This is a genomic window from Marinobacter sp., from assembly GCF_033722735.1.
Lineage (GTDB): Bacteria > Pseudomonadota > Gammaproteobacteria > Pseudomonadales > Oleiphilaceae > Marinobacter.
In genome coordinates, this window is sequence record NZ_JAWVYN010000002.1 from 274,268 (window position 1) to 289,670 (window position 15,403).

The window sequence follows — 15,403 nt, forward strand, 5'->3', positions numbered from 1 at the left end:
GCCGATTCTATGGGAGCAACCTAAATGACTGGCGATCCAAACAACATCGAAGCACAAGTCAATTCCGCCTCCTCCGGAAAGAAGGGATTACCGCCGATTGATCAGTGGCACCCGGAGTTGTCCGGTGAGATCGACATCCGGATTGCTCGCAACGGGCTGTGGCTCTACCAGGGCGAGCCCATGGAGCGGGAAGCCATTCCCCAGCTGTTCTCCACGATCCTTCGGCGGGAAGACGATGGTGAGTACTACCTGGTCACTCCGGTGGAGAAATGGCGACTTGTCGTCGACGACGCGCCCTTGCTGGCGCACTCGGTGGAAGTCACCGGGCAGGGGAGCAATCAACAGGTGTCTGTGGTCACCAACATGGGGGAGCGGATACCCATCGATGGGGAGCACCCGCTGACTGTCGGTTGTTACCCTGACTCCGATGAACCGAGACCGGTGGTGGCCGTCCGGCACGGCCTGGAGGCCAGGCTGGTTACGGCGGCCTACTACGATCTGGCCAACTATGTTGAGGAATCGGTTCAGGATGGCCGGAGCGTGCTGGGCATCCGGAGCCACGGCCAGTTTTTTCCATTGGGGTAGGGGTTGAAATCGGCGACTTCATCCCAAGAAATACGGTAGCGTACACAGTCCCACACTTGTTAAACTGTCCGCTTGTACTTGTTACCGAGCCCGGCTCACTAACGAGGCTTGGTGGTCGTTAGTCCCTCTGTTCAGTTCGGCTGTTCACGATCACTTTCGATTGCCCTACAAATTAACAGTCATTGCAATTGCAACAGCAAGGAGATCTCATGGCCCAACCTCGCGTTGTCACCATCCATTACACTCTCACCAACGACCAGGGCGAGCAGCTCGACTCCTCCCGCGGAGAAGGTCGTGAGCCTCTGTCTTACCTTGAGGGTGCCCAGAACATTATCAGCGGCCTGGAAGGCGCGCTGACCGAGAAAGCCGCCGGTGACCAGGTGAAGGTTTCCGTAGAGCCGGCCGAAGGCTATGGCGAGGTTAACGAAGAGCTGATCCAGCCGGTTCCCCGCTCCGCCTTTGAAGGCGTTGACACCATCGAGCCGGGCATGCAGTTCCAGGCCCAGACCCCGGGCGGCCCCCAAATCGTCCGTGTGGTGGAAGTGGCTGACGAAACCGTTACCATCGACGCCAACCACCCGCTGGCTGGTCAGACCCTGCACTTCGACGTGGAAGTGGTTGAGACCCGCGACGCAACCGACGAAGAGCAGGAGCACGGTCACGTGCACTGAGCCTTTCTCCGGCGCGATCGAAAAACGGCTCCCAGTGAGCCGTTTTTTTTGCCGCCAATAGAGAGCGCATAAAAAAACGGCCCCGAAGGGCCGTTCTTTTTACCGGAACCGAACTTACATGTTCGGGTAGTTGGGGCCGCCGCCGCCTTCCGGAGTGACCCAAGTGATGTTCTGGGCCGGGTCCTTGATGTCACAGGTCTTACAGTGCACGCAGTTCTGTGCATTGATCTGGAAGCGCTTGCCGCTGCCATCGTCCGCATCCACCACTTCGTACACGCCCGCCGGGCAGTAGCGCTGCGCGGGCTCGTCGTACTTGGGCAGGTTCTCCTTCAGCGGAATCTCCGGGTCGGTCAGCTTCAGGTGAACCGGCTGGTCTTCCTCATGGTTGGTGTTGGAGATGAACACCGAGGACAGGCGGTCGAAGGTCAACACATTGTCCGGCTTCGGATAGTCGATCTTCTTGCACTCAGACGCCGGTTTCAGGGTGGCGTAGTCCGGAATGGTGTCGTGGAAGGTGAAGGGCAGGCTGCGACGCAGGATGTTCTGCTCGAAGAATGCCACGGCGCCACCCACCACGTTGCCGAACTTGTGCATGGCCGGGCCGAAGTTGCGCTCATCGTACAGCTCCTTGTACAGCCAGCTGTCCTTGAAGCGATCGGCGAAGCTGGTGATTTCTTCACCGTTCTTGCCTTCTTTCAGGGCTTCAAACACAGCCTCGGCGCCCAGCAGGCCGGACTTCATGGCGGTATGGGAGCCCTTGATCTTGGAGAAGTTCAGGGTGCCGGCGTCACAGCCCAGCAGCAGGCCGCCCGGGAAGCTCATCTTCGGCAGGGAGTTGAAGCCGCCCTTGGTGATGGCGCGGGCGCCGTAGGCGACGCGTTTGCCGCCTTCCAGGTACTTCTTGATCTCCGGGTGGTGCTTGAGACGCTGCATCTCCTCAAACGGGCTCAGGTGCGGGTTGCTGTAGGACAGGTCGGTGATCAAGCCGACGTACACCTGACCGTTCTCCAGGTGGTAAAGGAAGGAGCCGCCGGTGGAGCCGCTTTCGTTCAGCGGCCAACCGGTGGTGTGCACCACCAGGCCCGGTTCGTGCTTGGCCGGGTCGATGTCCCACAGTTCCTTGATGCCGATGCCGTAGTGCTGCGGGTCCTTGCCCTCGTCCAGCTTGAAGTCATTGATCAGCTGCTTGCCCAGGTGGCCGCGGCAGCCTTCGGTAAAGAGAGTGTACTTGGCGCGCAGTTCCATGCCCGGCATGTAGCCGTCTTTGTGGCTGCCGTCACGGGCCACGCCCATGTCACCGGTAATGATGCCCTTGACCTGACCGTCTTCGATGATGGTCTCGGCTGCGGCAAAGCCGGGGTACACTTCCACGCCCAGGGCCTCGGCCTGCTCCGCCAGCCAGCGGCACAGGTTACCCAGACTGATAATGTAGTTGCCGTGATTGTGCATGTTCTTGGGCACAAAGGCATTGGGGATCTTGGTGGCGGCTTCCTGGTTCTTCAGCAGGAAGATATCGTCCCGGGTGACCGGAGTGTTCAGGGGGGCGCCTTTCTCTTTCCAGTCCGGGAAGAGTTCATTGAGGGCGGTTGGCTCGAACACCGTGCCCGCCAGGATGTGCGCGCCGATTTCAGAACCCTTTTCGACAACACAGACCGTCAGTTCTTCGCCGGCTTCCTGTGCCAGTTGCATGACACGGCAAGCTGCGGACAGGCCAGCAGGGCCACCGCCGACGATCAGAACATCAAATTCCATCGATTCGCGTTCCACGTTGGTCTCCTCAAACTTCTCAGTGGATATAAGGACTTCGACGCTCGTCGCTCAACTGCCCGGCTAAGACAAGGGGCCGGCAAAAAAGAGCACTTAAACTTAAGCTGCGAGGAAAATCCCGTCTCTCTTTATGTATTTGCAAACCTAATGACTTTGCAAACCTTCTCAGTATGCTTAGGGGGCGAATAATACCGGACAAAGCGCTATTAAACGACTCCCGAAAGGCAGATTTACTGACCTTCTGGCCCTCTAGGATATAACAATCCGGAAATCAAACAAACGTTTGTTTGAATTTCGCTCCCCCATTTGGCATTGTTAGCCCGCACACTGCTTATGGCAGCAGTCCTCGTTGCGCAGTGATGACTGCCAACCGTGGAGGCCGGGTTCGACAACGACGTCCTTGCCGGTCGAGGGGAGGAGGGCTGGGCGAACAGGTGTAAGCTGAGTCGTTTTCTAGTATCGTCTCGTTTGCACGGGGTCGTCAAACCACTCCTTATTGACCATCCCAACGGCGGCCATCGGTCGCCCGGGACTATTGACCCGCCCGTGCTTTGCCTTCAGTATTATGGCGCCCTGACAGTTAGGGAGCCTCTGAACGACTCCTGGGCCAGGCCAATGTGAGGGCGTGTCAGGGGTTATTCAGAGGCTCCCTGGTCCTGCGCTAATAAGCTGTTTAAACGGTCGGTCTGTCCTCCGGATGACCGATACGACAGGAATCACGAATACTCCGCTCAATCACTACGAAAGTAGGTACGCCGTGAGTATTCCTGATTGCGAGTCATTAAACCCATCGTAGAAGAACGAGGAATCTATGAAGGTTCTGGTCGCTGTAAAACGAGTAATCGACTACAACGTAAAGGTGCGCGTCAAGCCGGACAACACCGGCGTTGATCTCGCCAACGTCAAAATGGCGATGAACCCTTTCTGTGAAATCGCGGTAGAAGAAGCGGTTCGTCTGAAAGAAAAGGGCGTCGCCACCGAAATCGTCGTGGTATCCATCGGTCCCAAGGCCGCCCAGGAGCAGATCCGCACTGCGCTGGCGCTGGGTGCTGACCGTGGTATCCACATCGAAACAGAGGAAGAGGTTCAGTCTCTCGAAGCGGCCAAGCTGCTCAAGGCTGTTGTTGAAAAGGAAGAGCCCAAGCTGGTTATCCTTGGCAAGCAGTCCATCGATTCCGACAACAACCAGACCGGTCAGATGCTGGCAGCACTGACTGGCATGGGCCAGGGCACCTTCGCCTCCGAAGTTGTGGTTGAGGGCGAGAAAGTCAACGTGACCCGTGAGGTTGACGGCGGTCTGATGACGGTTTCCCTGAACCTGCCTGCGGTTGTGACCACCGACCTTCGCCTGAACGAGCCGCGTTACGCTTCTCTGCCGAACATCATGAAGGCCAAGAAGAAGCCGCTCGAGTCTACCAGCCCGGCTGATCTGGGTGTTGAGATTGCACCGCGCCTGTCCACCCTGAAAGTTGAAGCACCGGCTGCACGCCAGGCGGGCATCAAGGTGGCTGACGTTGCGGAGCTGGTTGATAAACTGAAGAACGAAGCGAAGGTGATCTAAATGAGCATCCTTGTAATTGCTGAACACGACAACAGCAGCCTGAAGCAGGCTACTCAGAACGTTGTGACCGCGGCCAAGGCCATCGGTGGCGACGTAGACGTACTGGTTGCCGGTGAAGGTTGTGGCGCTGTGGCTGAAGCCGCCGCCAAAATCGAGGGCGTCAACAAGGTTCTGGTTGCCGACAACGCTGCCTATGGTCACTTCCTGGCTGAGAACCTGTCTGAACTGGTTGCCGAGGTAGGCAAGGGCTACAGCCACGTGCTGGCCGCTGCCGGTACCACTGGCAAGGACTTCATGCCGCGCGTTGCCGCGCTGCTGGATGTGGCTCAGGTTTCTGACATCATCCGCGTTGAGTCCGAAGACACCTTCGTTCGCCCGATCTACGCGGGTAACGCCATCGCCACGGTCAAAAGCAGCGACAGCATCAAGGTTGTGACCGTACGTCCGACCGCATTCGATGCCGCACCTGCCGAAGGTGGTTCCGCTGCCGTTGAGGCTCTGGACATCGCCAAGGATGCCGGCCTGTCCTCCTTCGTTGGCGAAGAGAAGGCCGTCTCCGACCGTCCGGACCTGGGTAGCGCTGCCATCGTGATTTCCGGTGGCCGTGGTATGCAGAACGGCGAGAACTTCCAGATGCTGGAAAAAGTCGCTGACATCCTGGGTGCGGCCGTGGGCGCCTCCCGTGCCGCCGTCGACGCCGGCTTCGTACCCAACGACATGCAGGTTGGTCAGACCGGTAAGATCGTTGCACCGCAGCTGTACATCGCGGTGGGCATCTCCGGCGCCATCCAGCACCTGGCGGGTATGTCCGACTCCAAGGTGATCGTTGCGATCAACAAGGACGAAGAAGCCCCGATCTTCCAGGTTGCCGACTACGGTCTGGTGGCGGATCTGTTCGAAGCAGTCCCGCAGTTGGAAGAAGAGCTGAAGAAGGTGGTCTAACGACCCCCACGCTTCAGACCAAAAAAGGGCGCCATTATCCGGCGCCCTTTTTGTTTGTGTGGGCCTCACGGCCTGTGAGCTGCCCTGCCTTCATCGGCTTTGGGGCGTCAGAGCCAGAACTGGCACCTCGCCCAGCTGGCGCCTCCTGTCAGCGCTTCCCGGAGTCCTTGTCGTGGCCGTCGACCTTCCTGGAAGAGGCGTGATCGTCGGTAATGACCATGTCCGTGAAGACGTGAAGCGCCCGGTTGGTGGTGCGCAGGGCCTTGTAGAAGGTTTTGGTGGTTTCGTCGTGAGCACTGCGAGCCTTGCGGGCCCGGGCCTTGAACTCCTCGTTTGACGAGTACCGATCCACCAGGTCAAAGGTCAGCCCGGTGAGGGTGCGGTGAACCGCCTCCACAGCCGTGGTGCCGTCATGGACGGTTTCTTCCATCAGCTTCTTGCGGTTTTTCAGTTCAATCAGATCCAGCCGCTTTTTCTGGATCCGGTTAGCCTGACGAGCCTGGGCGCTGGCCAGCGTCCGGTATTTCAGGGCGTTCTGATGAACCCGGAATCCGGTAGCCACCAACAGGGCGAGGGCGGCCAGGGCGGCGATCAGTGAAACGATTTCAACGGTCGTCATGGCTTAACCTCAACGGTATTCGATCTTGAGTTTAACCCGGATATCCCGGTCCGCCATTTCCTGTTCAAGCTCCTCTTGTACGCGCTGGTACACCATCTTGGTTACCATCACCGGCAGGCGGTCTGCAACCACCCGGGCTGAGCGGGATTCCCGCTTGGCAACCTCGATCGGGTCCAGTACTTTCACGGTCAGGAACATTTCCGGGTCGGTGTTGCGGTACTGTTCCTTGATCGACTCCATGGTCCGGTCGATTGCCGCTTGCTGCTGGAGCACTTTCCAGTATAGAAAACCAATGCCGGCGGCGAGAATCACAATGATTGTTATCAACAGATAGCTCACGCTGTCTTTCCCTCTGTACATCGCGTCGTTGGACTGTTCGACAGATCCGCATGTGCAAACGCTGGATCATCGTTCATCGATTCAGTGTGCAGTACCGTGCACCATATTCGATTGGCCGATGCGACATTACTGGGCACCCATATGAGAGAATTCACGTTGGATTGAAGAAATTTGCGACATCTCCCGAATCCGGCCACACTTCTGACGGAACCAAAAGGAACTAAGGAAAGCGAATGATATGGTTAAAGGCCTTCATCAGTGGGTTCCTGGCCACCCTCATATTTCACCAGGGGCTGTTCTCACTGTTCTATCTGGCCGGAGCGGTTAACACGGAGCCTTTCAACTTCGAACCAGTCCCCCCGTTTGGCATTCCCGCCGTCGTCTCCCTTTCGTTCTTTGGCGGTCTTTGGGGAATGGTACTCTGGGCCCTGCTGGGGCGGCTGGCCACCGCCCCGTACTGGACACTCTCCGTCATTGTGGGCGCCCTGGGGCCCACCGCCGTTGCCATGCTGGTGGTTTTCCCGCTCAAGGGGCTGGCGGTGACCCAGATGACCTGGGTCGGCGGCCTGATCCTCAATGGCTTCTGGGGACTGGGTGTGGCAACGTTCCAGGCCTTCATGGGCGCGCGCAAACCGTTTTAACAACAACAGACAGACTAAGGAATCAGGATGACAGATCAGCAATATGATGTGGTGGTGTTCGGCGCCACCAGTTTTGTGGGCCAGATCCTGTGCCGGTACCTGCACGAGACCTATGGCTGCGGACAATCCCTCAACTGGGCCATCGCCGGCAGGTCTGAAGGCAAGCTCGAGCAGGTCAAGGCGGCGATCGGCGCACCGGAGCTGCCTGCCATACTCGCCGATGCCGGCGACCCCGTAGCCCTGGAAAACATGTGCCGGCAGACACGGGTGGTGGTCTCAACAGTTGGCCCTTACGCCCTCTACGGTGAGCCGCTGATCCAGGCCTGCGTCGCCTACGGTACCGACTATTGTGATCTGACGGGCGAGGTTCAGTGGATCCGGCAGATGATTGGTCGTTATGAGGATCAGGCCAAGGCATCCGGGGCCCGCATCGTTCACTGCTGCGGCTTTGATTCCATACCGTCCGACCTGGGCGTGTGGTTCCTTCAGGAAGAAGCGGTCAGGTTGCTGGGGACTCCGTGCCGCTCCGTCAAGATGCGGGTGAAGGCCGCCAAGGGCGGTTTCTCTGGAGGAACCGTGGCGTCGTTGATGAACGTGGCCAAGGAGGCGATCGCGAACCCGGACCTTCGCAAGGAGCTGGCAAACCCCTTTTCCCTGTGCCCCTCCAGTTACACCAATCACGCGCGCCAGCCAAACGTGAAATCCGCCGAGTACGATGCCGATTTCCGCGCCTGGCTGGCGCCGTTTGTGATGGCGGCCGTCAATACCCGCATCGTCCAGCGCACCAATGCCCTGACCGGGGCCTATGGCCAGGACTTCCTCTATGACGAAGCGATGATCACCGGCAAGGGCCTGGCCGGCAGGGCCACCGCCTATGCGGTGACCGCTGCCATCGGCGGTTTCCTGGCGTCGTCAGCGGTGAAGCCGACCCGCTGGGTGCTGGAAAAGTTCGTGGTGCCCAAGCCGGGTGAGGGGCCCAGCCCCGAGGACCAGCAGAAGGGATTCTACGACCTGCGCTTCGTTGGCCGGACCGATGATGGCCAGACCCTTCGCACCAAGGTGGTGGGCGACCGGGACCCCGGCTATGGCTCCACCAGCAAGATGCTGGGCGAGGCGGCCAGTTGTCTGGCTTTTGACATCAGCAAGGAGGAAGTGCCCGGCGGGTTCTGGACGCCTGCGTCCATCTTCGGCGAAAAGCTGCTGGAGCGCCTCACGAGCAAGGCCGGTCTCACCTTTGAGGTGTTGGACGCCGGCTGAACGGATGAGCCCATACTAGCCCAGGTGGATTATTCGGTCCATCGGGGGCAGGGCGCTCGGTGAGTGGGCGAGCGCGATCACGGTCCGGCTCTCCAGCCAGCCAGGGAGCTGCTGGCAAATGCTCGCCTGGGTGGCTTTATCCAGACCGGTGAATGGCTCATCCAGCACAATCAGCGAAGCCTCACTTAACAATACCCGCGCCAGGGCCAGGCGACGCCCCTCGCCGCCGGACAACGTCGTGCCGTAGGGGCCAAGCCAGGCGTCCAGCTGAGCCGGCATCCGGGCGATGCGATCGGCCAGACCCACCATGGCCAACACCCGCCAGAGCCGGTCGTCTGCCATCGGGCGACCGTCAGGGACCAGGTTATTGCGTACCGAATCATGGAGCAGCACGGTTCGCTGAGTCAGATACGCGATCTCTGAAGCGCCACTGGGGCCCCGGATGTGACCGCCTGAGACCTCGCCAACACCGGCCACGGCATCGGCCAGCGATGATTTCCCGCCGCCGGACTGGCCCACGATCCCCAGCCATTGTCCGAGCGGAACCTCGAGACTAAAGCCATCCAGGATAGCGGGACCGGTTCCGGTGCGGATGACCAGATTGGATATCGAAACTTTTTCCCACTGACCGGCCGCGGGTCGGCCTTGGCCAGCTGGTGGTCTGTCAGTTTGGAACGCGCAATCCCGGTTCAATCGCCCTGCCGAAGCCACCGTGGCGCCTAATTGCCCGAAGGCGTCGGGTAACAGCGTGTAGACTTCCACCAAGCCCAGGATCGCCAGCGGTAGGGCGACTGCCACCGGCCCGGATAGGGTGTCGCCGGCATGGAGTTGCAGCCCGAACCACAACGCCAGCAGTGCCCCGAGGTGGACCAGAAAGGTAGCTAACGCCTGGTGCCAGCCAATGCGCTGGTCCACCTGCCATTGGGTGTGTGAAAGCGTCTCGGCGCCAGTGCACAGCGTTTCGGCAAGTTGGCCGGACAACCCCGCGGCGGTCACTTCGGCCTGACCTTCAAGGTATTGGATCGCTCGATTCCGGTGCCAGCCCAGTTGTACCGTTCGCTCAGCAGCCTGCTGCCGGTTTCGCCAATGCAAAAGTACCGTGGCCACCAGGAAGGCCAGCGCCAGAGCCCCGGCAACTGACAGCGCTAGCGTTGGCGATAGCCAGACATAGGCCACCAGGACCAGCAGGGCTGAGATCGACAGTGCCAGGCCCGAAGGGGCGATCAGCCGAAGGTACAGGGCGTCCATTGCATCCAGGTCGCCGGTCAACCGGATCATCCAGTCGGAGCCTTGCAGGCGTGTCCGCTGGGTCTGCGATATGGCGGCAAGTTCCCGGAACATCCGTATCCGGACAGCAGACAACAGCCGAAGGACCGTGTCGTGGTTGTAAACACGCTCCAGGTAACGGCTGACCGTCCGGGCCACTGCGAACAGACGAATCCCCCCGCCGGGAACGTAGATATTGAGTGATGCGAAGACACCGGACGCCCAGAGCAGACCGGTCACGGCAGTGGCGGTGATGAACCATCCGGACAGTGCCAACAGACCTAAACCGGATAACAGGGTCAACAACAGCAACAACGCCCCAACGAACAGGCGACGTCGCTGCTTCAGAATCAGTTGCAGCCAGGGTTTCAGCTCAGCCATCAACGATCTTCCCGTTGTCTACCCGCACCACCTGGTCGGCCAGCGCCAACAGGGAATCGTGGTGGGAGGCCAGCACCAGGGTCTTGCCAGCGGCTTTCAGTCTTGCCAGGGCCGCTCGAATGTCCTGCTGGCTGGCCGGGTCCAACCCGGCGGTGGGTTCATCCAGCAACACCAGTCCATAATCCGCCAGGAACACTCGGGCCAGGGAGAGGCGCCTGGCCTGCCCGCCGGACAGCCCCTGTCCCAACTCACTGACATGGCTGTGGATGCCGGACTTCCTTGCCGAGACCTGGGACGTTAGTCCGGCAAGCGCCAGCGCCTGGTGGATGTCTTGCTCGGTTGCGTTGGGGCGCACCAGCCGCAGGTTGTCCGCCCAGCTTCCCTGTAGCAGATACGGGGACTGACCCAACCATCCGAAGGGCTGGTGCCCTGGCACTTGGCCGAACACAGTCACCGTGCCCTCATTGGGCGGAACAAACCCCGCCAAGACGTTCAGCAAGGTGGACTTTCCGCCACCGGAGGGCCCTTGTAACACCAGACATTGGCCCTGCTTAATGGTCAGATTCACCCGATCCAGGACCGGCTTCTGAGGGTCATAACACACCGTAACCCGGTTCAGTCGAATGTCGTTTGAGGCAGTCCGGGAATTGGCCGAGATCGCCGGTGCCTCCACCCCAGGGGCTGGGTTGTCCAATCGGCCGAGCAGCAGGGTCGCCGCCCCGAGCGCGGCTGCCCGGTCATGGTAGTTCTGGGCCAACTGCCGCAACGGTTGAAAGAACTCCGGCGCCAGCAACAAAACGAATAGGCCACTGAACAAGGTCAGTTCTTCCGCAGGCCCAAAGGCGATGTACCCCAGCAGACCAAAACCGATGTACATCGCCACCACGGCAATGGCCACCGAGGCAAAGAACTCCAGGACGGCGGAGGACAGGAAGGCCACCTTGAGGGTCTTCATGGTCACGCTGCGGAAGGTATCGGAGCGCGATTGCAGGCTGGCTGCAGCCTGCTCGGTAGCGCCGAACAACTGCAGGGTGCTGAGGGCGCGAACCTTGTCCAGGAACTGGCCAGACAACCGCCCCAGCACCTCAAAGTGCTGCTGGTTAACCCTCTCTGCTCCCATGCCAACCAGGGCCATGAACAGGGGAATCAGAGGTGCCGACAGCAACAGGAACACCGCTGCCAGCCAGTCCTGGGACAGCACAACCAACAGAATGAGGATGGGCACCAGACCACAGAGCATCATCTGGGGCAGAAAGCGTGCGAAATAGCCGTGCAGGGCCTCCACCTGGTCGAGCCATTCGCTGGCCAGTGTGGCGGCGGAGTGGGCCTTGAGTGACACCGGCCCGGCCCGACGCCAGCTTTCGGTGAGTTGTTGACGAACCCGGGCCCGAATACGGTGGCTGGCGAGGGCGGTCGTGCGCGCTTGCAGCCCCTGCGCCAGCGCCCTGAGTGCCATCACCAACGCGGTGGCGGCAAACCAGGGGAGAAGCGCCTCGGTTGTCACCTGGGTGATGATGGCCTGATGAATGATCCAGGCCAGCATCGCCATCAGTAACACTGTAAACACACCGACCGCACTGCCGGCGGCGACGGTCAGGGCGATCTCTCGACGATGGTCCCGCGCCAGGGCGGTCAGCCACCCCCGAGCCTGAGACGGCTCAGGGGCGGTAGCCTTGGCCCGGGTCCGGGTACCGGCCAGGGTGCTTTCCATTTAATGGTATCCGGCGTCGGCGCGGACCTTTCCCCGGAACACCCAGTAGGTCCAGGCGGTGTAAACGAGCACGATGGGAATGACGAACAGCAGCCCCAACAGCAGGAATAACTGGGAGTTATAGGCGGAGGCGGCATCCCACAGGGTGTACTCCGGGGGCACCACATACGGCCAACGACTGACCAGCAGCCCCAGGTAGGTGGTAATGAACAGCCCCATGGTCGCCACAAACGGCATGGCCTCGGAGCGCACCTTCACCGCACGCCAGATCCGGTAAGCGAAAAACAGTGTGAGTACCGGCAGGATCCAGATCAAACTGAGGTTGGAGAACCATCGCTCGCGCACCTGATCGTCCACGAATGGCGTCCAGGCACTGATGATCCCGAAAATCACCAGCACGGTTGCCAGCAAGGGCGTTGCCAGCCGATATGCCCAGGCCTGAAGGTTTCCCTCGGTCTTCAGGATTAACCAGGTGGCGCCCAGCAGCGCGTATCCTGCCACAAGCCCAAAGCCGGTCAGGATGGTGAATGGCGTGAGCCAATCCAGTGGCCCGCCGACGTATACCCCATTGGCTGTGTCAAATCCCTGTATATAGCTGCCCACAACCGTACCCTGGGCAAACGCCGCTACCGTGGAGCCCCCGGCAAACGACCAGTTCCAGAGGTAGCGGGAGGTGCGCGCCTTGAACCGGAATTCAAATGCGACCCCACGGAAGATCAGGCCGGCCAGCAGCAGAAACACGCCGATGTACAGCGCCGGTAGGATGATGCTGTAGACCAGCGGAAACGCGGCCAGTAGCCCTGCGCCGCCGAGCACCAGCCAGGTTTCGTTACCATCCCAGACCGGTGCGACGGAGTTCATCATGGTGTCGCGGGAGGCTTCGTCCGGAGCGAATGGAAACAGGATTCCGACACCGAGGTCGAAGCCGTCCATCAACACGTACATGATGACGCCAAAGCCGATAATGACAGCCCAGATCAGGGCAAGGTCGAACGGTTGCATGGTCAGTGACCTCCCTGGCTGGTCGGATGAGTGCCACCAACTGTGGCCGAGTCATGTTCGATTTCGAAGGGAACGTGGGCTGCCGACAACGGACGGGCAGGGCGATCACTCTCGTCGATGTCTTCATGATGGGGATCTTCAAGGCCAACGTAGAGAACGCGCATCAGATAGTAGACGCCCGCGGTGAACACCAGGGCGTAGACAATGATGTAGCCGATCAGGGTAAACAGTGCCATGCCGCCAGTCAGCGACGGGGTGATCGCTTCGGCCTGGGAAAGGACGCCGTAGACAAGCCAGGGGGCCCGCCCGGTTTCGGTGACAAACCAGCCGCTCAATACCGCCAGGAAGGGGGCGATACTCATTACCCTAAGTCCCTGAAGAAACCAGCGTGTGTTCCAGAAACGATCGCCAGCGCGAAGAACCAGTCCGGTCACGGCGAACAGGATCATCAACATGCCAAGCCCGACCATCACGCGGAAGCTCCAGAACACAATCGCGACAGGAGGCTGCTCCTCCGGCGGTATCTCATTGAGGCCTTTCACCTCGCCGTGCCAGTCGTGGGTCAGGATCAGGCTGGCGACATTCGGTATACCGATTTCAAAGTGATTGGCCTGGTTTTCCTGGTCCGGGATGGCAAACAGCAACAGCGGAACATCCCCGGAGGTTTCCCAATGCCCCTCCATCGCTGCCACCTTCATCGGTTGGTGCTCCAGAGTGTTCAGGCCGTGAACATCTCCAACGTAGGCCTGCGCCGGAGCGATGAACAGCAGCAGCCACAAGCACATGGACAGTGCTTTCCTGTTGGCCTCAATTTCCCGGCCGCGGAGCAGGTACCAGGCGCTAACGCCGGCCACCACGAAGCTGCCGGTCAGGAAGGAGGCCAGTGCCATGTGCATAAAGCGGTAGGGGAATGAAGGATTGAAGATGGCGTCGCTCCATGACATCACATGGAACATGCCGTCCCTGAACTCAACACCCGCTGGCGTCTGCATCCAGCTGTTGGCGGCCAGTATCCAGAATGAGGAGATGAAGGTGCCGGTTGCCACCATGATGGCGGATGCCAGGTGAACTCCGGGCGGCACTTTATCGCGACCAAACAACAGAACCCCTAGAAACGCCGCCTCGAGGAAGAAGGCTGTAATCACTTCGTAACTGAGGATAGGGCCGAGGAAGTTGGCGGACGCCTGTGCAAAATTGCTCCAGTTGGTGCCAAACTGGAACGACATAACGATTCCAGACACGACACCCATGCCGAAAACCACGGCAAACACCTTGGTCCAGAAATTCGATAACTTCATCCAGACAGGGTTGTGGGTTTTATACGCCAGACCTTCAAGGACTGCGATATAGGATGCCAGGCCAATGGTAAATACCGGAAAAATGGCATGGAAGGACACGACAAACGCGAACTGAAATCGCGATAGCAAAAGGGGGTCAAGATCCACAGGAACCTCCGCTTGAGAGATTTGATACTGTGTTACCGGCAACCCGAAAATTCAGGTTGTCGCCTTTAAAGCATCAAGCATGTTCTTATAGCGGATTGTTTTGCTGCAATGATGCAGGTCATGCGCCTCAGGGAGTGCTCAAAAAATCACCGATTTCGCAATCAGTTAGCTGCGACGCCAACACATTATGGGATATGACATGAAGTTTTACGACGAAAAAATCCTCCCAATGCTAATCGACAAGACCTGTTCCCTTGGCCAAATCATGAAATTGCGCAGTCAGGTGGTCCCCCAGTGTGAAGGCACCGTGCTGGAAGTGGGCATGGGGTCTGGCATCAACCTGGCGTTCTACAATGCCGATAGGGTCGAGCTGGTTTACGGCCTGGAACCCTCTGAGGGCATGCGCAGGAAAGCGCAGGCAAATCTGGAAAAATCTCCGGTGAACGTGGAATGGCTGGACCTGCCTGGCGAAAAGATCCCCCTTGATGACGACTCGGTGGACACCGTGCTGCTGACGTTCACCCTGTGCACCATCCCGGACTGGCAGGCAGCCCTGAAGCAGATGTTGCGAGTGCTGAAGCCCGGCGGAAAGCTACTGTTCCTCGAACATGGCCAATCACCGGATGACTCGGTCCACAAGTGGCAGGATCGCATCACCCCGGCCTGGAAAAAAATCGCTGGCGGTTGCCACCTCAACCGCCCGATCTCAACGCTGATCGAGCAGGCCGGGTTCCGGATTGAGGAACTGGAGAATCTTTACGTTCCCAAGACCCCGAAGATCGCCGGCTACATCTACAAGGGCAGGGCGGTCAAAGCCACCGCTTGATTCCGTCACAGCTCGCGCAGTTTGCCACGGTCAATTGCGTTACAGGCCAAGGCCTTATACAATTCTGCCCCTCTCCGATCCCTCCGATTATGCCCGGGTGGTGAAATTGGTAGACACAAGAGACTTAAAATCTCTCGGCCTTCGGGCCGTGCCGGTTCGATTCCGGCCCCGGGCACCATATTTCCAGCGTGACATTAGTTTCCCGCATAACCAATTACGTGACACACCCTGCGGTCACCATGGCAATATGATTTTTTCGTGAAGTTTCACTCTTAACATTCTGTTTTTGTTGATGACCGTCCCAACTTTGTCTCCCTCTCCATTGCGTGGGCGCCGGTTGTCACTTACCTTTTAAGAGTGCCCGCCCCGCGACGCATCTGGACACATCAA

General features: G+C 59.4%; 14 protein-coding genes and 1 tRNA gene. 8 read left to right on the plus strand and 7 right to left on the minus strand.

The window, feature by feature from the left end; genetic code table 11:
• The first annotated feature begins 24 nt into the window (after window positions 1–24).
• On the plus strand, window positions 25–585 hold the full coding sequence (locus R3175_RS03105; RefSeq protein WP_318942358.1) for a DUF1285 domain-containing protein: 561 nt from the start codon (window positions 25–27) through the stop codon (window positions 583–585).
• 209 nt (window positions 586–794) lie between these two features.
• The gene (locus R3175_RS03110; protein WP_318942360.1) at window positions 795–1,256 is read left to right on the plus strand and encodes a peptidylprolyl isomerase; all 462 of its coding nucleotides are present in this window, start codon (window positions 795–797) and stop codon (window positions 1,254–1,256) included.
• Between the two features lie 114 nt (window positions 1,257–1,370).
• On the opposite strand, the gene R3175_RS03115 is transcribed toward R3175_RS03110, so the two are convergent.
• A complete protein-coding gene (locus R3175_RS03115) occupies window positions 1,371–3,023 on the minus strand; it encodes an electron transfer flavoprotein-ubiquinone oxidoreductase (RefSeq protein WP_318942362.1) in 1,653 nt (550 codons plus the stop codon).
• A gap of 811 nt (window positions 3,024–3,834) precedes the next feature.
• Between R3175_RS03115 and R3175_RS03120 the strand changes: the two genes are divergently transcribed.
• The gene (locus R3175_RS03120; protein WP_318942364.1) at window positions 3,835–4,584 is read left to right on the plus strand and encodes an electron transfer flavoprotein subunit beta/FixA family protein; all 750 of its coding nucleotides are present in this window, start codon (window positions 3,835–3,837) and stop codon (window positions 4,582–4,584) included.
• Window positions 4,585–5,526, plus strand: a complete 942-nt coding sequence (locus tag R3175_RS03125) for an electron transfer flavoprotein subunit alpha/FixB family protein (RefSeq protein WP_318942365.1) — start codon at window positions 4,585–4,587, stop codon at window positions 5,524–5,526.
• Window positions 5,527–5,674: 148 nt separating this feature from the next.
• Here the strand turns inward: R3175_RS03125 and R3175_RS03130 are convergent, their stop codons facing one another.
• Together R3175_RS03130 and R3175_RS03135 are read right to left on the minus strand one after the other, a co-directional pair.
• The gene (locus tag R3175_RS03130) at window positions 5,675–6,145 is read right to left on the minus strand and encodes a hypothetical protein (RefSeq protein WP_318942367.1); all 471 of its coding nucleotides are present in this window, start codon (window positions 6,143–6,145) and stop codon (window positions 5,675–5,677) included.
• Window positions 6,146–6,154: 9 nt separating this feature from the next.
• The gene (locus R3175_RS03135; protein ID WP_318942369.1) at window positions 6,155–6,484 is read right to left on the minus strand and encodes a hypothetical protein; all 330 of its coding nucleotides are present in this window, start codon (window positions 6,482–6,484) and stop codon (window positions 6,155–6,157) included.
• Window positions 6,485–6,717: 233 nt separating this feature from the next.
• Here R3175_RS03135 and R3175_RS03140 point away from each other — a divergent pair, with 233 nt between their 5' ends.
• Window positions 6,718–7,125, plus strand: coding sequence for a hypothetical protein (locus R3175_RS03140; RefSeq protein ID WP_318942371.1), 408 nt, complete (start codon window positions 6,718–6,720; stop codon window positions 7,123–7,125).
• Window positions 7,126–7,152: 27 nt separating this feature from the next.
• Window positions 7,153–8,382, plus strand: a complete 1,230-nt coding sequence (locus R3175_RS03145) for a saccharopine dehydrogenase family protein (RefSeq protein ID WP_318942372.1) — start codon at window positions 7,153–7,155, stop codon at window positions 8,380–8,382.
• Between the two features lie 15 nt (window positions 8,383–8,397).
• Here the strand turns inward: R3175_RS03145 and R3175_RS03150 are convergent, their stop codons facing one another.
• Genes R3175_RS03150 through R3175_RS03165 form a run of 4 tightly spaced genes read right to left on the minus strand, consistent with a single transcriptional unit; the run spans window position 8,398 to window position 14,187 of the window.
• The gene (locus R3175_RS03150; protein ID WP_318942374.1) at window positions 8,398–10,029 is read right to left on the minus strand and encodes an amino acid ABC transporter ATP-binding/permease protein; all 1,632 of its coding nucleotides are present in this window, start codon (window positions 10,027–10,029) and stop codon (window positions 8,398–8,400) included.
• Window positions 10,022–11,740, minus strand: a complete 1,719-nt coding sequence (gene cydD / locus R3175_RS03155; protein ID WP_318942376.1) for a thiol reductant ABC exporter subunit CydD — start codon at window positions 11,738–11,740, stop codon at window positions 10,022–10,024. The genes R3175_RS03150 and cydD overlap by 8 nt, the downstream gene beginning before the upstream one ends.
• Entirely contained in the window at window positions 11,741–12,742 is a 1,002-nt protein-coding gene (gene cydB, locus R3175_RS03160; protein WP_318942377.1) for a cytochrome d ubiquinol oxidase subunit II, read from the minus strand.
• Between the two features lie 2 nt (window positions 12,743–12,744).
• Window positions 12,745–14,187 carry a cytochrome ubiquinol oxidase subunit I gene (locus tag R3175_RS03165; protein ID WP_318942481.1) on the minus strand — a complete coding sequence of 481 codons (1,443 nt, stop codon included), beginning with the start codon at window positions 14,185–14,187 and terminating at the stop codon, window positions 12,745–12,747.
• Window positions 14,188–14,386: 199 nt separating this feature from the next.
• Between R3175_RS03165 and R3175_RS03170 the strand changes: the two genes are divergently transcribed.
• Together R3175_RS03170 and R3175_RS03175 are read left to right on the plus strand one after the other, a co-directional pair.
• A complete protein-coding gene (locus R3175_RS03170; protein ID WP_318942378.1) occupies window positions 14,387–15,013 on the plus strand; it encodes a class I SAM-dependent methyltransferase in 627 nt (208 codons plus the stop codon).
• Between the two features lie 91 nt (window positions 15,014–15,104).
• Window positions 15,105–15,191: transfer RNA gene (locus R3175_RS03175), tRNA-Leu, on the plus strand.
• Window positions 15,192–15,403 lie beyond the last annotated feature (212 nt).